Source organism: Halomonas sp. SS10-MC5 (assembly GCF_015992245.1).
Classification (GTDB): Bacteria; Pseudomonadota; Gammaproteobacteria; order Pseudomonadales; family Halomonadaceae; genus Halomonas; species Halomonas sulfidoxydans.
On the sequence record NZ_CP065435.1, the window covers coordinates 2404455 to 2423414 of the forward strand.

Genomic DNA, 18960 nt, shown 5'->3' on the forward strand with positions numbered 1-18960 from the left:
GATCAGCAAAACCTCTCGAGGAACAGTTGCGCCGCCACGCCGTTGTGCGAGTAGCCCTGCGAGCGCAGGCGCTCGAGGGTCTCGGGCGGGAAGCGCCCGGTGGATGCCAGGGTGTTGCCCCGGGCCAGGCCCGGCAGCAGCCGCTTGGCCAAGCGCTTGACCCGCGCACCGGGGCCGCGGCGAAAGGCCGCCAGACGGCTCAGGCGGGCGCGCAGGCTCTGGCGGGATCGATGCGCGGCGTTGCCCAGCGGCGCCTGGTGGCCGCTGACCTCGGCAAACAGGGCCTCGACGAAGCTGACATAGCCGGCACGGCACTCCAGCCAGTGGTACGGCACCGTCTGCCACAGCGCCATGAAGTCGCGGTCGTAGAGCGGCATCCACCAGTCGTGGCCGAAGAACTCGAAGCTGCGCACCGAGTTGACGATGAACTTGGCCTGGCGCTCCTGCCAGCCGAACTGCACGAACTGGCGAATGAACTCGTCGGGCTCCAGCGCCTCGTCCAGCGGATAGTCGAGGGCTAGGCGCGGCAGCACACGATCGTGGAACAGCGCCTCGCCCTCCTCGCTGGCGTTGAGCGTGAAATGCCGCTGACGCAGGGCCTCGCCCAGCGCGTCCGCCGGCATTTGGCGGTCTTCTCGCCTGGCCTCGAACGCGCTCGACGGTACGAAACCGGTCACGCAGCAGTGACCAGGCACGAACAGCGACCCCGGCTCGACCTCGCCCCGTTCCGTCAGCGACTTGACCGCCAGCCAGTCCTGCATGTTGGCGATGGCGTTCCAGCCCGAGGCCCAACGCTGGTAGCGCCAGTACGCCTCGCTCTCGGCGACGCGACCCCATGCCTGCTGGCTGTACTCGACGAAGGTCCACGGCAACCCCAGGGCGCCGGCCACCTCGCGGCTCACCCTGGCCTCCTGGTTGTCGCGGTAGCCGTAGGCGTAGGCCAGCATGCGCGGATACTGGCGGCGCGCCAGCAGCGTGGCGATCAGGCGCGAGTCATAGCCGCCGCTGAGCGGCACCACGATCTGGCGCCCGTCGGCCGTCGCGATCAGCCGGTCGCACGCCGCCTCGAGTACCTCCTCGAGCCGCGCCAGGCACGAACTCTCGTCATGCCCCGACTCGGCGCAATGGCGAAAGCGATAGTAGCGTTCCAGGGAGAGGCTCAGGCCCGGCTCAGTCGTGTTCACGACCAGCGCCTCTCCGGCGCGCAGCTGCTTGACACGGCGAAACAGCGTGTCGCGGCCGGTGACGTAGCCGGCCAGCTCGAAGTCGGCCCTGGCCTCGTCGTCGACCCGATCCTCGCCGACCTGCTGGCGCACCCAGTCGGCATCGTCGCTGAGATAGCAGGCGTCGCCGCGGATGCCGTAGAACAGCGGAATCGAGCGCACCCGATCCACCACGGCCACCAGGCCGTCCTGCGCGTCTCGCACCAGCGCGTGAAAGCCGTTGAGCTCGCCCAGGCGCCTGCGCCAGGCCTCGACGTCCCCGGTCGGCTCCAGCCGCTCCAGGGCGGCATCGGGCGACAGCTCCCGCCCGTCGAGCCAGACGCGGCCGCAGACATGGCCACGCCCGTCCGGCAGCCTGCCTGGCTGCCAGCGCGAGGAAGCGAAGTGACAATGTATCGAACTCATTGATAGGCCCTTCGGAACAGGAGGAAATAGCGCAATCCCACCAGCGCGGCGCAAAGCAGCAGCGCCACGCTCCACGGCAGCCACGCGGGGGCCAGCCAGCCGGCGGCGAGCAGCGGCGCCAGCAGCACCAGCCCCCACCCCAGCGCCGTGAGAGTGGCCGTCGCCAGCACCCGCGGCGGGTTGTCGGTCAGCCGGGCGATCCAGACCAGAAAGCCGATCCAGCAGGCGGCGCTGCCCAGCGAGAACAGCGCCACCGTCAGCAGCAGGTCATCGCGGGCGGCGCCAATGGCGATGGCCGCCACGCGCACGCCGAGCAACAGCGCCTGGAAGATCAACCCCTGCCCCTGGCGCTCCAGCACCGAGAACAGATGGCTCAGCGGCGAGGTGATGAACACCAGGTAGAGCCAGGGCGCCATCCAGCGTGCGAATTCGCCGGCCTCGCGCCAGCGCTCGCCGAAGACCAGGGCGAACAGCTCCGGGCCGATCGCCATCAGCACGAGCACCGGCGGCATGGCGAGCTGCGCCAGCGTGGCGTGCACCTTGGCCACCAGCGGGCCCAGTTCGCCCTGCCGATGGGCCTCGGCGGCGCTGGCGAAGAACACCTTGCCCACGGCTTCGCCGATCAGCGTCATGGGCATCGCCAGCACGCGGTGCGCCAGCGCATAGAGCCCGGCCGCCACGGGGCTGAACAGCGCGGCGAAGAGCAGCGGCGGAAGCTGCTTGCCGAGGGTGTTGAACAGCCCCGACCAGGAGGAGAGCAGCGGGAATTTGCGGTAGCGGCACGCCGCCGCCCACATCCCTGCCGCCGTGACCTGCTGCTCGCCGACGGCGCGCAGCGCCGGGCGCGCCAGCGCCAGGGTACCGGCGCCCTGCCCCGCGGCATGGCCGAGCAGCAGGCCACCGCCGCCCAGCGGGCTCGCCACGAGCTGGATCGCCAGCAGCGCCAGCGACTGCTTGATCCGCGTCGAGGCCAGCGCGGCGAACGCACGCGTGCGCACCGCCCAGTGACTGACCGCCTGGTAGCCCCCGGCTGCGGCCACGCCCAGCGGCAGCAGCCACAGCCAGGCGCTCAGCGAGGGCACGCCCAGCGCCGTGGCCAGCGCCCGCCCCCCGAGCAGCACCAGCAGCAGCGCGACCAGGGTGGTCACGGCCACGACCGTCAGGCTCAGTGCCAGCACCTCGGCCGCCTCGCGCTCCGTTTCCGGCAGCGGGATGGCCAGCTGGTAGCGGCCGCTGGCCACTACGGTGAACAGCGCCAGCAGGCCGCCGTAGACCGCCAGCAGGCCGAAGTCCTCCGGCGCATACAGCCGGGTCAACAGCGGCGCCGCGGCGATGGTCAGCAGCTGCGCCCCCGCCGTGCCCCCCACCAGCACGCTGACCCCGCGGGCGAAGGCGTGGGTCGGCAGCAGGCGTCTTGCCGGTATGACGAGCCGATTCAGCACGTGATGTCTCCCCTCCCTGGCGGGCGGCTCAGGCCACCGCCTCCCTGAGCGCCGTGACGATATGCTCCTGATCCTCGGCCGTGAGGTACGGGTGCATCGGCAGGCTGACCACCCGGCGCGAGGCCGCGTTGCCGACCGGCAGGTCGACGGCCGGGTCGGCCACCGCCGGCTGCTGGTTGAGCGGGATCGGATAGTGCACGGCGGTGGGTATGCCGGCCTCGGCCAGCCGCGCGATCACCACCTCGCGGTCGTCGACCTCCACCGTGTACTGGGCGTAGGCGCTGGTGTTGTGGAGCTCCACGTGGGGCGAGGCGAAGCCGTGCGCACGCAGCAGGCGGCCATAGCGCTCGGCGACCTGCTCGCGCAGCCTCAACTCCTCGTCGAGGATGTCGAGCTTGGGCAGCAGGATCGCAGCCTGCAGGGTGTCCAGGCGGCTGTTGACGCCGATGCGGACGTGGTAGTAGCGCCGCCCCTGGCCGTGGCGGGCGATCTGGCGCAGCACCTTGGCCAGCTCGTCGTCGTCGGTGAACAGCGCCCCGCCGTCGCCGTAGCAGCCCAGCGGCTTGCTGGGAAAGAACGAGGTGGTGGCGATCTGCGACAGGCTGCACGAGCGCCGGCCGCGGTAGGTGGCGCCGAAGCTCTGGGCGGCGTCCTCGATCACCGGGATGCCGTGGCGCGCGGCGATCTCGTTGATGGCGTCCATGTCGGCGCACTGGCCATAGAGCGATACCGGGATGATCGCGCGGGTGCGCGGGGAGATGGCGGCTTCCAGCTTTTCCGGGTCGAGCAGGTAGGTGCGCGGGTCGACGTCGACGTAGACCGGGCGCGCGCCCAGCAGCGCGACGGTCTCGGCGGTGGCGATGTAGGTGAAGCCCGGCGTGATCACCTCGTCGCCGGGGGCGATGCCCAGCGCCATCTGGGCGATCTGCAGCGCGTCGGTGCCGTTGGCGCAGGAGATGCAGTGGCGCACGCCGACGTAGTCGGCGAGGCGCGCCTCGAGCTCGTCCACCTCGGGGCCGAGGATGTACTTGCCGTGATCGAGCACGTTGCGGATGCCGGCGTTGATGCGTTCGCGGATGCGCACCTGCTGGGCCTTGAGATCGATGAAGTCCATGCGACGGGTGTCCTTGGCGGCGGACGGCGCTTCCTGCGCCGGGATGCAGCGGAGCCTCTTCCCTTCGAGCCGATAGCGCTCGCCGGTGTGCGGGCAGGTCACTTCGCCCTCGCCTTCCAGCGGCAGCTCGAGACGCTCGCCGTGGCGACTCATCCAGCCCTGCTGGCGGGCGGGCACGCCGAGCATCAGGGCGAAGTCGGGCACGTCGCGGTTGACCAGCGCACCGGCGCCGATGAAGGCGTGGCGTCCCACGGTCACGCCGCAGACGATGGTGCAGTTGGCACCCAGCGTCGCCCCCTCGCGCACCAGGGTGTCGCGGTACTCGTCCTTGCGCTCGACCAGCGAGCGTGGGTTGTAGACGTTGGTGAAGACCATGCTGGGGCCGCAGAAGACGCCCGCCTCGAGGGTGACGTTGTCGTAGACCGAGACGTTGTTCTGCACCTTGCAGCGGTCACCGATGACCACCCGGTTGCCGACGAAGACGTTCTGTCCCAGCGACACGCCACGGCCGATGCGGGCACCGCCGCAGACGTGAACGAAGTGCCAGACGCGGGACGCTTCGCCGATCTCGGCCCCGTCGTCGACGATGGCGCTGGGGTGGATCCGGACACCGGGGTAACGGCTGTCGTGCGGTTGGCTGTCCATGGCGAACCTCACATCAGGTGCCGCTTGAGGCAGGGATGCGCCTCGTTGCGGGCGGGAATTTCCAGGGCGGCGTTGCGAATCGTGTCGACCGTCTCGATGCAGTGGCGGGCATCTTCGAGACCGAAGCCGCGCCCGGCCAGAATTTCCTGGTAGGAGACCGTGTGCAGGTCGGTGAAACCGCCCGAGAACTCGATCTCGCGGCCCTCGCACAGGATCGAGCGGTAGGTGGTCTGCTGCCCCTGCACGCTGCTCGGCAGGTCGTTGCTGTCGATCGACAGGAACCAGCGCACCCGCGCCTTCTGGTACTCGAGGAAGCCGGCGGCGCGATGCTCGTCGAGGTAGTGGACGACGTTGCGCTGCAGATCGCCGAACACGAAGTGCAGCATGTCGAAGAAGTGCACGCCGATATTGGTCGCCACCCCGAACGACTTGCGCGGGTCGCCCTTCCAGCTCTCGTGGTACCACTTGCCGCGCGAGGTGATGTAGGTCAGCTCGACGTCGTACTTGTCGTCCCGCGGCGTGCCGGCCACCCGCTCCTTGAGTTCGACGATGGCCGGGTGGTGGCGCAGCTGCAGGATGTTGAACACCCGGCGGCCGGTCTCCTGCTCGACCTTGGCGAGCTCGTCGAGCAGCGCCGGCGTCGGCACCAGCGGCTTCTCGCAGATCACATGGCAGCCCAGCCGCAGGCCGGCGGCGATATGGGCATGGTGCAAGTGGTTGGGCGAGCATACCGAGACGTAGTCGAGCGCCGTGTAGGGGTCGCGCTTGCGCTGCCAGGCGCTCTCGATGAAGCGCTCGAACTCGGTGAAGAACTCGCTTTCCGGCGAGATCGAATCGATGATGCCCACCGAGTCGTTGATGTCGTAGGCCATGGCCAGGTGATTGCCGGTCTCCTTGATGGCCTTCATGTGGCGGGGAGCGATGTAGCCGGCGGCGCCGATCAGGGCGAAGTATTTCATGGCGGGTACCTGTGCATTGGGCATGGGGTTCAGGCCTTTATCACGCGATCTTCGCTCTCGCCGCGGTAGATGCCGCGGGTATCGACGATCAGTTGGGCGTGGGCGCGGATCATGTCGTAATCGAAGCGGTCGTGATCGGTCGCGAGCACCACGGCATCGTACTCGGCCAGCGTGGTCGGCGTGAGCGGCACGCTCTCGAGTTCGAAATGGTGCTCACGCATCGGCGGGAAGACCGGCACGTGGGGGTCGCTGTAGGCCACTTCGGCCCCGCGGTCGCGGATGCGCTCCATGATGTGGACCGACGGCGACTCGCGCATGTCGTCGACGTTCTTCTTGTAGGCGATGCCGAGCACCAGCACGCGGCTGCCCTTCAACGCCCGGCCATGCTGGTTGAGCCCCTCGATCAGCTTGCCCACCACGTAGTCCGGCATGGCCTGGTTGATCTCGCCGGAGAGTTCGATGAAGCGGGTATGCAGGCCGTACTCGCGGGCCTTCCAGGTCAGGTAGAAGGGGTCGATCGGAATGCAGTGGCCGCCCAGCCCCGGCCCCGGGTAGTAGGGGGTGAAGCCGAACGGCTTGGTGGCCGCGGCGTCGACCACCTCGAAGATGTCGATGCCCATGCGGTCGGCGACGATCTTCATCTCGTTGACCAGGCCGATGTTCACCGCACGGTGGATGTTCTCGAGCAGCTTGGTCATCTCGGCGGCACGGGTCGAACTGAGCGGTACCACCTGGTCGATGGCCGGGCGGTAGAGCGCCACGCCGGCTTCGCGGCACGCCGGCGTGTGCCCGCCGACCACCTTGGGAATGGTACGCGTCTCGAAGTCGGGGTTGCCCGGGTCCTCGCGCTCCGGCGAGTAGACCAGGAACAGCGACTCGCCGACCGCGAGGCCGCTCTCCTCGATGCGCGGCAGCAGCTCCTCCTCGGTGGTGCCCGGGTAGGTGGTGCTCTCGAGCGAGATCACCTGGCCTTCGCGCAGGTGCCCCTTGAGCGCATCGACGGTACCGATGACGAAGCTGATGTCCGGTTCGCGATACTTGTTGAGCGGCGTCGGCACGCACAGGATCAGCGCATCGGCCTCCGCCACGCGGGAGAAGTCGGTGGTCGCTTCGAAGCCGGCGTCCCTGGCCCGGGCGACCCGCTCCGAGTCGATGTGCTCGATGTAGCTGCGCCCGGCATTGAGCTTTTCCACCTTGCCGGCATCGATGTCGATACCGAGCACGCGGTAGCCGATCTCGCTGTAGCGCAGCATCAGGGGCAGCCCCACATAGCCAAGCCCGACGATCCCGATCACGGCTTCCTTGCGCTCGAGCCGGCCAATCAGACGATCTTTGATAGTGGTCATGACGCTTCCATGGTTTTCGAGTGGTAGTGATCGGCGCTCGGCCAGCCGGCCTCACGCCAGGGAACGGCCTGCACGGGCAGGCTCGGACGACGTCCGTTGGCGCCTGCGGCGCTCAGGTCTGGGTGGTCTTGTAGGCATAGTGGTAGTAGCCGTAGCCATAGCTGGTGGCGGCCTTGCGCTCGATGGCGTTGAGGATGCCGCCCTTGACGGTGACACCGCTGGTTTCGAGGCGGCGAATGGCCACGTCGACCTCGCGCGGCGGGTTGAGCCCGAAGCGGGCCACCAGCAGCGTGGTGCCGCAGTGGTGGCCGATCACCGCGGCGTCGGTCACGGCCAGGATCGGCGGGGTGTCGACGATCACCAGGTCGAAGCGCTCGCTCACCGCCTCGAGCAGCCGCGTGAAGCGCTCGCTCATCAGCAGTTCGGCGGGATTGGGCGGCGCCTTGCCGCGGGCGACGTAACTCAGGCCGTTGATCGGCGACTGGCGGATCACCTCGTCGAGCGCGGCCTTGTCGGCGAGCACCTCGGAGAGCCCGCCCTTGCTATCGGCGTTGAAGGCGGTGTGAACGTGCCCCTTGCGCATGTCGGCATCCACGATCAGCACGCGCTGGCCGCTCTGGGCGATCACCGCCCCCAGGTTGATACAGATGAAGCTCTTGCCGATATTGGGGCTCGGCCCGGTGATCATCAGCCGGTTGTCGTTGGCCTCCAGCATGGCGAAGTGCAGCGAAGTGCGCAGGCCGCGCAGGGCCTCGATGGCGGTGTCGTCCGGCGCATTCTGGGCCAGCACCCCGTTGGTCACGGCGCGGCCACGGCGCCGGTTGTGGCGCTTGACCCGACGTACCAGCTTCTGCTGATCGTCGGAGAGCGGCACGGTGGCATACACCGGCAGCCCCAGGTCCTCGATCTGCTCCGCACTCTCCACGCCCCGGTGCAGGATGCTGCGCACGATGACGAAGGCCACCGCCAGGAAGGCGCCGATCAGGGTCAGCATGGCCACGGTCACCGGCTTGCGCGGCTCCACCGGCCCCGGCTGGGCAACGGCATCGTCGAGAATGCGCACGTTGCCCACGGTACTGGCCTTGGTGATGCTCATCTCCTGGATCTTGTTGAGCAGCTGCACGTAGACCTGCTGGGTCACCTCGACGTCGCGCGTCATGCGCAGGATCTGCTGCTGGGTCTCGGGCAGCCCGTGAATGCGCTCGTTGAGCCGCTCGCGGTCGCGCTCGAGATTGTGGCGTTTCTCCATCAGGGCGGCATAAAGCGGGTGCGAGGCGTTGTAGCGCTGGCTCAGTTCGGCCTGCTCCATCTCCAGCTCGCCCAACTGGGTGTCGAGTTCGACGACCCGGTCCAGCACCGAGCGCGTCTCGAGGTTGAGATCGAGGCTCTCGTGTTCCATGCGGAAGGCGTTGAGGGCATCCTCGGCGGCGGCCAGGTCGTTGCGCACCTGGGGAACCTGCTCCTCCAGGAATTCGAGGCTCTGCTGCGCCTCGGCGCTCTGGCGCTCGACGTTCTGGGTCAGGTAGATCTGGGCAATGACGCTCAGGGTACGCTCGGCGCGGCGCGGGTTCTCGTCGAGCAGGGTCATGTTGAACACACCGCTGTCACGACCGCGCTGACCGACGCTGAAGCGTGAGCGCAGGTTGTTTATCGCGGCCAGGCGGGTACGCCGCACCACGGTGAATTCCGCCCCCTCGCCGGCCTCCAGTTCGGCCACGCGCAGTTCGATGCGGCCCTCGTCGAAGCTCTCGGTGGTACCGACCCGCCCCTCGCCGAGCAGCGTCTCACCGTGATAGAGCCGGTAGCTGCCGGGCTCGCCGGCCACCAGGCGCAGCGCGCGGCCCAGCCACTCCGGGTCGACGCGCAGCTCCCCCACGTTGAGGTGTTCGCCGGCCCACACGCTGCGCTCGGCAAAGCCGGGCCGCTGCATGCCGCTCCTGACCAGATAATCCCCCACGAAGGCCAGCCGGGTCGGGATCACCTCGATGTCGAGGCGCTCCTGGTCGACGGCCTGGCCGAGCACCATGCGCGAGCGCAGGATCTCGAGCTCGGCTTCGGCCTTGGTCTCCTCCTCGAGGATCGAGCGCACCTCGGCGAGCGGATTGCTCAGCCCGGTCTTGCCCTCCACCTGCACCAGGGCATCGGCGCGGTAGATAGGCGTCGCCAGCTGCACGTGGATCACCGCCGCCACGGCAAAGACCGCCGTCACCAGCATGATCAGCCACTTGTTGTCCAGCAGGACGCCGAACAGCCTGCCCAGATCGATATCGTCATGGGCTGGGCGCGAGCCCGTCTTGATCTCTTTCACCATTGGTAGAGTCCTGGCGTGAAAAGGGAGTCGTTCGCGTCAGCCTCGCGAGCCGCCGAGGCGCGCCTGCCAGAGGCGCGCGGCTTCGGTAAGCTGACGATGCACGCGTACAAAGACCTCTTCGTTCCTGCGGTAGGGGTCGGGGATGTCCACCCCGCTGCCCGCCTCACCCGGCAGCCAGCGCCCGAAGCGCATGGTCTTGCCGGTGGCGAAAGGGAACTGCTCGGCAATCGCCAGCCGCTGGCCCTCGCTCATGACCAGCACCAGGTCGGCCTCGCGCACCATCCCGGCGTCGATCTGGCGCGCCCGATGGGCGGAGAGATCGAGCCCATCAGCCTCCGCCAGGCGCGCGGCGGTAGGGTCGGCGGCGTGTCCGACCAGCGCCCCCAGGCCGGCCGATGCGATACGGTGGCCGGGCAGAGCCCGCCTGAGCAGCGCCTCTCCGACCGGGCTGCGACAGACGTTGCCGATGCACACCACGAGTACTTCCTGAAACATTCCCTTCCCTCTATTCGCGGACACGATCCAGCTCACGCCCGGTGCGCGTGGTCTGGTAGAGACTGCTGACGGTGGGCAGCAGCTGGCGCACCACACGGTTCCAGCGCCCCAGCGGCGTGGTCGTCACGTACACCACATCGGTCGGCTGCAGGGTGAATTCGGCACCCAGCATCAGTGCCGTCGCGTTGCTGGCGTCGAGCTGGTAGACCGTGGCGAGCTTGTCGCTGTCCGACGCCGCCCGGCGGATGACGAAGATGCCCGAGGCGTTGGCATTGCCCTCGTTGATGCCGCCAGCCTCGGAGAGCGCATCGGTCAGCGTCAGCCGGCTCGCCCCCATCGGCAGGCTGGTCGGCTCGCGCACCTCGCCCATCACGTACACCTTCTGGTTGCTGTTGTCGGGCACGTGCAGCACATCGCCATCGCGCAGCAGCATGTTCTGGTCGAGACGGCCGTTGTTGAGCATGTCGTGCAGCGACACACGGGTTTCCTCGCCGTCCCGCGTCAGCAGCACGTCGTGCCAGTTGGCGTGCTCCGCCAGCCCGCCGGACAGGTTGATGGCGTCGAGCACGCTCATCGGCACGTTGCGGATCGGCAGCGGGCCGGGCTCCTGCACGGCGCCGGTGACGTTGACCTTCTGGGAGTTGTACTGGGCGACCTGGACTTCGACCTGGGGCATGGCCACGTAGGGCTCCAACCCGCTGGCGATGACTTCGCGCACCTCGCGCACCGTCCGTCCCTCCACCGGAATGCGGCCGATGAAGGGATAGAAGATGGTGCCGTCGCTGTGCACGGTATTGCCCGACTCCGCCGCGCTACGCTCCCCGCCGGCGGGAATCGTCAGTTCCGGATGGCCGTAGACGATGACGGTGAGCACGTCGCCCTTGCCGATGTAGTAGTCATAGTCGGTGACCTCCTCACGCAGGGCGTCGCCGGCCTTCTCCATATCCTCGGCCCCGAGGAGCTCCTGGCGCTGGCTGCGCACCAGGCCGAAGGTGATGGGCTCGATATCGACCAGATCGTCGATCGGGGCGGAGTCCGCCTGGTAATCGATATGCCCTCCCGGGGCAAAGGCACATCCACCCAAGGCAAACAGCCCGAAACAAAGAAACAAGCGCCCCACCCGGAGCCGCTGGAAGTCGTGATTCATCGAATTTTCACTCGCGTGCCATTATTAACCTGGACCCTGTCGCCTTAAGCAGTCATTCCTTGTCGCTTTTATTATTCGTTAATGTCGCCACCAAGTGACACGGGAGGAAACCAACAAATAACCTCAACCGCACCCAAATTTCTCAACCTGACACAATAATTAAACGCGATTGTAGTCATCCGGCGACACCAACTAATTCAAACTGTCTCCCGACGTCGACACCAATATTCCAAACATAAACCTAAGAATACTTTATCCGACATCGAGACAAGTAAAGAAACCCTCCCGCCGCAAGACACGCTACCGCCGCGAGGTTAAGACGACAATCCCCGAAGCCACGCGCATCACCCTGTTTTCAGGGCGAAAAAATGCCAGCGGCAAGAACCGCGACACGACGCATACTCAAGGAATTCGACAAGACAGGGCCCTTGCCTCCATGCAAGGTGCCAAGTGAACAGGGCTAGAATAATCTTTTTTTTTGCTCGCCACTACCCCTTATCAAGTTCTATACATTTTTTTACTCTTATATACACACGGACACGCTGGAACAAGATAAGTTTCTTTCCTGTTATCACTAATTAGGTTATCAATTCACCGTTCGAACCGAAACCCCCATGGCATTTAAACGTCACGGGGGCAAGTCTATGCAAGCCTGTCTGCATTACCTGCCGACGGCAGGTTGGCCGGGTGGTAATCCAGCACCATTACAGGATACGCCGTCCGGCTATTCGTACCGCCGGAAGCATCCGGCGCAATAAAGGAGCCATATCGATATGCTTGAACCCATGAAACTACGAAGGCGCATCGCCACCCTGGCGGGCGTGACCCTGCTGGGCCTCGCGCCGCTCGCGCTGGCCCAGCAGGCCACGTTACCCCAGGGTACGCCGGGCGCCCCGGGCAACTCGGCAAATACGCCGGCGCCGGGCGCGGTGGCTAGCGGCGGGCTCGCCACCGGCATAGGTGCCGGCGCCGAGGCCCCGGGCAATTCCGGCCAGGCCCTGGCCGGTGCGGTGAGCCGGGGAGCCGCCGGCATCGGCGTGGCGATCGGTGCCTCCGGCACGGGTACCGGCACCGGGACGGGTACCGGTACCGGGACGCGCTGATGAGCCGCGACAGACGGTACAGCATCAGACGTGTGCCGACTCAGGGCCGCCGCAAGGCGGTCCTGCTTCGCCTGCTGTTGGCGGGGGGACTGGTCGCGGGCATGACGGCCTGTGCCCAAGGCGGGCGGCTGACGCCCATGGGCGCCACATTGATGGGCGGGGCTCGCGGCGAGGACCCCGCAGCACAGGCCGAAGCGCTACCCTACGCCACGCTGGTGGCACGCACCGAGGGCAACCAGGCGCTGCTGGTAATGGCGCATCGCACCGGGCATAACGGCCGCGATACCTACTGGCAGGCCGGGGATCGCGCCACGCTGCAGCTGCGCGATGGCGTTCCCGCCAGCACGGCCGGCTTCGACGCGCTCCTGCTGGGACGCTGGCTCACGGCCGAGCCGGGCCATGGACACTACCGGGTGCACGTTCATTGGCGCGATGCCGACGGCCAGGAGTGGCAGGACATGGCAACGGCAAGTCTCACCTGCGAGGCGGCGCAGCCCGTCGACCTGCCGTTGACCCGGCTAACGCTGGAGCGATGTACCGAACGACTCGATTGGCAGGGCAGCAATACGCACAGCCGCGGGGTGTACTGGCGCGAGCCGGGCAGCCTGCGGATCTGGGGGGGTGACATGGCGCTCTGGCCGGACGGTCCACGCCTGCGCTGGCAGGTGGCGAGACCCTGGTGGAGCGATGCCGAGGACACCGGGCACGACGACGGGCAGACGAGCCTGCCCGACGCCGTGCCATCGTCGTGACAAAGAGAGTGAGAATGACCCGACGTCACCCCCCCCATGCCGGCGGCTGGCGCTCAGCCTGCCTGGGCGCGCTGCTGGCCCTACCCCTTCACGTCCAGGCCGAGACCCCACGGCTGTCTGACCTGTGGCTCGCGCAGCCGGCGTTGCCCGAACCACCCGCCTACAGCTACTACCTGCTGGAACGTCAGCAGGAGCCTCAGCAGCGCCGGGCCAGGCGCCTGCGGGAAGAACTGGCGACGCTGATCGACTGGTACTCCCTGGCCGGGCGCAGCGACATGGCCCGGGGGCTGGCCGCATGGCAGGCCGCCATCGTCGAGCTGCAGGCGGCGGCGGGGCGCACCCCTGCCAGGGCCGACCTCGCCGCCCTGCTCGCCTCGCCGCGGCACGATCCCTCGCTGGCCTCGCTGGCGGCCGTCGGTCATTGCGACGTGCCCGAGTGGGTGGAGCTGTGGCACTTCGGCGGCGTGACGCGTCACCGCTGGACCCCGGGCATGAGCCTGCGCGAACTGCTGCGCCAACAGCCCGACGCCCACCGGGCCGGCGCCGACGAAGCGTGGCTGATCGCCCCCCAGGGCGCGCCGCGCCGACTCGGCGTGGCCGCCTGGAACGCCGGCGATGCTCCCCTGGTTCCCGGCAGCCGCGTGGCCATCGCCCTTCCCGAACCGGTTCAGGAGTCGGACTGGGTCAATCGCGCCCTGCCCGACTTCCTGGCGACCCGCCTACCCGGCGATGCCTGTCAGGCCGTCGCCTTGCCGCACGCCGCGGGTCAAGCCGATTCGGGAGGACCTGCGACATGAAGCGACCCGCACACGGGCCCGGCTCCTCGCACCTCGCACCGCTGACCCTCGCCATCGCCATCGCCATGAGCCTGGCCGCGCCGGCACTCGCCGAGCCCGGCCTGTCTCGCCTCGGCAGCGGTCAGAGCGATTTCGGCGGCGTCGGGCTGATGCAGACCCCCAGCGCACGCATGACGCCGCTGGGCGGCTTCGCCTTCTCGCTGTCGCGTACCGCGCCCTACCGGCGCTACGGGCTGTTCTTCCAGCCCACCGAATGGCTCGAAGCCGGCTTCCGCTACGTCGAGGTGGAGAACCGGCGCTACCTGGCCGCCACGGGAGACCGCAACAACCTGGACAAGGGCATCGACTTCAAGGTGAGGCTGCGAGAGGAGGATCGCTACTGGCCGCAGATCGCCGTCGGCGCCCGCGACATCGGCGGCACCGGCCTGTTCTCGGGCGAATATCTGGTGGCCAGCAAGCGCTGGCACGACTTCGATTTCTCACTGGGGATCGGCTGGGGCTATCTCGGCAACCAGGAAGATTTCACCAACCCGCTGGCCCGGCTCGACGAGCGCTTCGAGCGGCGCTCCGGCTTCAGCTCGGGCGGCGATGGCGGCGACTTCAACCTGGGCAGCCTGTTCAGCGGCCGCAGCGCGCTGTTCGGCGGGATCGAATACCAGACCCCGTGGGATCCGCTGGTGCTGCAGCTCGAACTGGAGGGCAACGACTATCAGCATGAGCCGCAGCGCAACGACCAGGAGCAAGCGTCACGCTTCAACCTGGGGGCTCGGCTGCGCCTGAGCGACGGCATCGAACTCAGAGCCGGCTGGCAGCGCGGTGACACCGCCATGCTCGGGATCAGCCTGGCGACCAACCTGGCCAGCATCTCCCAGGCCAAGCGCGACCCCCTCCCCGTCGATTTGGCGCCGGCCCCCGCCGAGCACACCAGTGACTGGGGCGGGCTAAGCCGCGAGCTGGACGCCAACGCCGGCATCGGCGTCTACCGCATCCGCCAGCACGGCACGAGCGTCACCGTCGAGGGCGAACCCACGCGCTATCGCTCCCTCGCCGAGAGCGAGCAGCGCGCCGGGCGCCTGCTGCATAATCATCTCGACGGAGAGGTGGAGAGCTTCCGCTTCCGCTGGCATGAGCGCGGCATGCCCCTGCGCGAGAGCGTTCACCAGCGTGACGCCCTGGTCGCCGCCGCCGAGTCCAGCGAGGCGAACGTCGCCTATCGCCACGGCATCTACTCGCATGCCCAACTGAGCTCGGGCGAGGGCGAGGTGCTGCATGAAGCCCCTCCCCGCGGGCTCGCCTACAGCCTGGAACCGCAGCTCGAGCAGAATTTCGGCGGCCCCGACGGCTATCTCTACCGGCTATCCGCCAATCTCGACAGCGAGTACCGGCTGGGGGCCAATCACTGGCTCTCGGCTACGCTCACCTATACCCTCGCCGACAACCTCGCCAAGTACCGCTACATCGGCCCCTCGGAGCTGCCGCGGGTGCGGACCCATATCGGCGACTACCTGGCCGAGACCGACATCGGCATCAGCAACCTCCAGTACACCCGAACCGCCCAGCTGGGCAACGACTGGTACGCACTGGGCTATGGTGGCCTGCTCGAGACCATGTTCGCCGGCGCGGGGGCGGAGCTGCTCTACCGCCCGTTCAACAGCGACGTGGCCCTCGGGCTCGACCTCAACTGGGTCAAGCAGCGCGACTTCGACCAGCGCTTCGAGATGCGCGACTACAGCACCTGGACGGGCCATCTGACCGGCTACTGGCAGACCGACTACGAAGACGTGCTGGCCAAGGTCAGCGTGGGCCGCTACCTGGCCGGGGACCTCGGCATGACCTTCGACGTCTCCCGGGAGTTCGATTCGGGAGTGCGCCTCGGCGGCTGGGCCACCTTCACCGACGCCGGCAGCGACTTCGGCGAAGGCAGCTTCGACAAGGGCATCTACCTCTCGCTGCCGCTGGATGCCTTCTTCGTACACTCCACCCGACAGCGGGCCCAGCTCGCCTGGAGCCCGCTGACCCGCGATGGCGGCGCCCGCCTGGCGCGCCGCGAGTCGCTCTACGACCTGACCGAGGAGCGCCGCATGGGCCGCTACTGGGAGGAGCAGGCCGAGCTGATGCGATGAGCCCCTGCCGTGCGAAAACGACGAGACCACCGTATCTTCATGCGGTGGTCTCGAGGAAAGATAACGGTATAACTCAATCAGCCGCGATGATAGCCCGGCGTCACGAAGGGCATCTTGCTCACCAGCATGGGCAGCCGCTTGCCCCGCACCTCGGCATACACGGTGGTACCGAGCTCGGCATGGGCGATGTCGACGTAGCCCATGGCCACCGGCTTGCCTACGCTTGGCCCGAAACCACCCGAGGTCACCGTACCGATGCGCTGGCCCTCCTCGTCGAAGAGCTCGGTGCCCTCGCGCACCGGCGCCCGCCCCTCGCCCAGCAGGCCGACACGCTTGCGGCGATGATCCTTGGCGTCGACCTGGTGCAGGATCACGTCGGCCCCGGGGAACCCCGCCGAGCGCTCGCCGCCGTGACGACGTGGCTTGCCGATGGCCCAGATCAGCCCCGCCTCCACCGGTGTGGTCTCGGTGTCGATGTCGTGGCCATAAAGGCACAGTCCGGCCTCCAGGCGTAGGGAGTCCCGCGCCCCGAGGCCGATCGCCTCGACCTCATCCTCGGCCAGCAGGCGCCGCGCCAGGGCCTCGGCCTGGTCGGCCGGCACCGAGATCTCGAAGCCGTCCTCGCCGGTATAGCCGCTGCGGCTGATCCACACCGGCACGCCGTCGATCGCGAAGCGACCGTGCTGCATGAACACCATCTCGCACGCTTCGGGGCAGTGACGGCGCATGACCTCCGCCGCCCCGGGCCCCTGCAGGGCCAGCAGGCCGCGCTCCAGCACCTCGACCCGATGCTCGTCATCGAGCCCCAGCTCGAGCAGCGCGATGTCCTGCTCCTTGCAGGCGGCGTTGACCACCAGGTAGAGCGTCCCATCGCCGGGGTTGGCCACCATCAGGTCGTCGAGGATGCCGCCCTCCTGGCCGGTGAACAGCGCATAGCGCTGCATGCCCTCGGGCAGGCCCACGATGTCGGCGCACACCAGGGTCTCGAGCGCCTCGGCGGGGCGTGGCCCATGCAGCAGGATCTGGCCCATGTGAGAGACATCGAACAGGCCGCAGGCGGCGCGGGTATGCTCGTGCTCCTTCTTGACGCCGAGCGGGAACTGCACCGGCATCTCGTAGCCGGCAAAGGGCACCATCTTGCCCCCCAGCTCGAGATGCAAGGCGTGCAGTGGGGTGTGCTTGAGTTGACTCATGTAGGGGTCCTCGTGACGAGATGGTAGGCGAGAATGCGGCACGGGCGGAGAGACGCCCCAAGGCGCCTCCCGCACCGATACGGCAGTCACTCAGCGCTTGTCGTGATCCAGGTCCTCGCCCGGCAGCACTGTCTCGCCGTTGAAGTAGTCGCGCGTCACCTTGAACACCACGGGGGAGAGCAGGGCCAGCGCGATCAGGTTGGGGATCGCCATCATGGCGTTGAAGGTATCGGCCATCAGCCAGATGAAGCCGAGCTGGGCCATGGCGCCCAGCGGGATCGCCAGCACGAACAGCACCCGGTAGAGCATGATCGAGCGCGTACCGAACAGGAACTGGAAGCACTTCTCACCGTAGAACGACCAGCCCAGGATGGTGGTGAAGGCGAACACCGCCAGTGCCAGCGATACGATCTGGTTGCCCCAGCCCGGCAGCGCCGCATCGAAGGAGAGCGCGGTCAGCGAAGCCCCCTCTTCACCCTGGATCCATACCGTGGAGGTCAGGATGACCAGCGCGGTGATGGTGCAGACGATGATGGTGTCGATGAAGGTGCCGAGCATGGCGATCAGGCCCTGGCGAACCGGGTTGCGGGTCTTGGCCGCCGCATGGGCGATGGGCGCACTGCCCAGGCCCGCCTCGTTGGAGAAGATGCCGCGCGCCACGCCGAAGCGGATCGCCGCCATTACCGCCGCACCGGCGAAGCCACCCGCCGCCGCCACCGGGTTGAAGGCGTAGTAGAAGATCAGACGGAAGGCTTCACCGATCTGGCCGGCGTTGATGATGAGCACCAGCAGACCCGCCACCACGTAGGCGATACCCATGATCGGCACCAGCTTGCCGGCCACCTTGGCGATGCGCTTGATACCGCCCAGGATCACGGCCCCCGCCAGGACCATGATGACCACGCCGGTCAGCCAGTGGGGAATGCCGAAGGTCGAATCCAGGGCGTCGGCCACGGAGTTCGACTGCACGGTGTTGCCGATGCCGAAGGCCGCCACGGCACCGAAGAAGGCGAAGGCGCCGCCGAGCCACAGCCACTTACGGCCCAGGCCGTTCTTGATGTAGAACATCGGCCCGCCGACGTGATAGCCGGTGCTGTCGGTCTCGCGGAAACGCACCGCAAGCACCGCTTCGGAGAACTTGGTCGCCATGCCAACCAGTGCCGTGACCCACATCCAGAACACCGCACCGGGGCCACCCAGGGCGATGGCCGTCGCCACACCGGCGATGTTGCCGGTTCCGATGGTGGCCGACAGGGCCGTCATCAAGGCATTGAAGGGCGAGATCTCGCCTTCGTCGTCCGCCTTCTTCGCCTCGCCGGGCGCAGGCTTGGCGTCACGCCCTTGCCACATCAGCTTGAAGCCGGTGCCCAGCTTGCGGATGGGCATCAGCTTCAAGCCGATCTGCAGATAGAGCCCCACCCCCAGCAGCAGGATGAGCATCAACGGCCCCCAAACCACACCGTTGATGGCGCTGAATATCGCTGTCAATGTTTCCACGAACGTTTCCCTCTGTTGTTTAGACTGTTTTTAAGGACATTCCCGAAAGATCTAGATGATCAGACGGCGTACCATAGCGGAAAATGCCGGAAATATTCCACCAAGTCGTAATGCCTGCTGCGACTCGTTCGTCCTGCCCGCGGCAGCGCAAGCTTAGCGCGTGTTTCGTATCGGAAACAAACGTCACGACATCGTCACCCGTCAATCGGCCGGCACACCCACGCCTGGCGCCGCTGCCAAGCGGCATGCCTCACAGGTTAGTGAGCCGGGCCGGCGGTGTCGAATACCGCCGTTGCCTGCCGGGAGCGCCCCATCCCACGCAAGTTGCACTGGACGCCTACCGTCCCACGCGCCACGCTATCGGGGCGACGGTTCCGAAAGCACGAACCGGAGGCGACCCTCGGGCTC

14 protein-coding genes and 1 pseudogene are annotated in these 18960 nt (G+C 67.6%); 4 read left to right on the forward strand and 11 right to left on the reverse strand.

The window, feature by feature from the left end:
- Positions 1 to 2: 2 nt before the first annotated feature.
- The 9 genes and pseudogenes from I4484_RS11315 to I4484_RS11355 form a co-directional block, all read right to left on the reverse strand.
- On the reverse strand, positions 3 to 1628 hold the full coding sequence (locus I4484_RS11315; protein WP_197447414.1) for an asparagine synthase-related protein: 1626 nt from the start codon (positions 1626 to 1628) through the stop codon (positions 3 to 5).
- On the reverse strand, positions 1625 to 3070 hold the full coding sequence (locus I4484_RS11320; protein ID WP_197447415.1) for a lipopolysaccharide biosynthesis protein: 1446 nt from the start codon (positions 3068 to 3070) through the stop codon (positions 1625 to 1627). The genes I4484_RS11315 and I4484_RS11320 overlap by 4 nt, the downstream gene beginning before the upstream one ends.
- Positions 3071 to 3098: 28 nt before the next feature.
- On the reverse strand, positions 3099 to 4184 hold the full coding sequence (locus I4484_RS11325) for a DegT/DnrJ/EryC1/StrS aminotransferase family protein (RefSeq protein ID WP_197451006.1): 1086 nt from the start codon (positions 4182 to 4184) through the stop codon (positions 3099 to 3101).
- Between the two features lie 51 nt (positions 4185 to 4235).
- Positions 4236 to 4829, reverse strand: a pseudogene (locus tag I4484_RS11330) (acyltransferase); the annotation flags it as partial.
- A gap of 8 nt (positions 4830 to 4837) precedes the next feature.
- Entirely contained in the window at positions 4838 to 5788 is a 951-nt protein-coding gene (locus I4484_RS11335; protein WP_197447416.1) for a Gfo/Idh/MocA family protein, read from the reverse strand.
- A gap of 29 nt (positions 5789 to 5817) precedes the next feature.
- Entirely contained in the window at positions 5818 to 7134 is a 1317-nt protein-coding gene (locus I4484_RS11340) for a nucleotide sugar dehydrogenase (RefSeq protein WP_197447417.1), read from the reverse strand.
- 112 nt (positions 7135 to 7246) lie between these two features.
- Entirely contained in the window at positions 7247 to 9445 is a 2199-nt protein-coding gene (locus tag I4484_RS11345; protein ID WP_197447418.1) for a polysaccharide biosynthesis tyrosine autokinase, read from the reverse strand.
- A gap of 36 nt (positions 9446 to 9481) precedes the next feature.
- Complete coding sequence (locus tag I4484_RS11350) at positions 9482 to 9940, reverse strand: low molecular weight protein-tyrosine-phosphatase (protein WP_197447419.1); 459 nt, start codon at positions 9938 to 9940, stop codon at positions 9482 to 9484.
- Between the two features lie 10 nt (positions 9941 to 9950).
- Positions 9951 to 11087, reverse strand: a complete 1137-nt coding sequence (locus tag I4484_RS11355; RefSeq protein WP_197447420.1) for a polysaccharide export protein — start codon at positions 11085 to 11087, stop codon at positions 9951 to 9953.
- A 785-nt stretch (positions 11088 to 11872) separates the two neighbouring features.
- Here I4484_RS11355 and I4484_RS11360 point away from each other — a divergent pair.
- The 4 genes from I4484_RS11360 to I4484_RS11375 are packed head-to-tail and all read left to right on the forward strand — an operon-like array spanning position 11873 to position 15862.
- Positions 11873 to 12190: a hypothetical protein gene (locus I4484_RS11360; protein ID WP_197447421.1), complete on the forward strand. Its 318-nt coding sequence runs from the start codon at positions 11873 to 11875 to the stop codon at positions 12188 to 12190.
- Positions 12190 to 12942, forward strand: coding sequence for a YjbF family lipoprotein (locus tag I4484_RS11365; RefSeq protein ID WP_197447422.1), 753 nt, complete (start codon positions 12190 to 12192; stop codon positions 12940 to 12942). Before I4484_RS11360 ends, I4484_RS11365 begins: the two co-directional genes overlap by 1 nt.
- A gap of 14 nt (positions 12943 to 12956) precedes the next feature.
- Positions 12957 to 13739 (forward strand): capsule biosynthesis GfcC family protein, encoded by a 783-nt coding sequence (locus I4484_RS11370; RefSeq protein WP_197447423.1) that lies wholly within the window; start codon positions 12957 to 12959, stop codon positions 13737 to 13739.
- On the forward strand, positions 13736 to 15862 hold the full coding sequence (locus I4484_RS11375; RefSeq protein WP_197447424.1) for a YjbH domain-containing protein: 2127 nt from the start codon (positions 13736 to 13738) through the stop codon (positions 15860 to 15862). Before I4484_RS11370 ends, I4484_RS11375 begins: the two co-directional genes overlap by 4 nt.
- 77 nt (positions 15863 to 15939) lie before the next feature.
- Here I4484_RS11375 and gcvT read toward each other — a convergent pair whose 3' ends face one another.
- Entirely contained in the window at positions 15940 to 17055 is a 1116-nt protein-coding gene (gcvT, locus tag I4484_RS11380) for a glycine cleavage system aminomethyltransferase GcvT (RefSeq protein WP_197447425.1), read from the reverse strand.
- Positions 17056 to 17145: 90 nt separating this feature from the next.
- Positions 17146 to 18552: a sodium:alanine symporter family protein gene (locus I4484_RS11385; protein ID WP_197447426.1), complete on the reverse strand. Its 1407-nt coding sequence runs from the start codon at positions 18550 to 18552 to the stop codon at positions 17146 to 17148.
- Positions 18553 to 18960 lie beyond the last annotated feature (408 nt).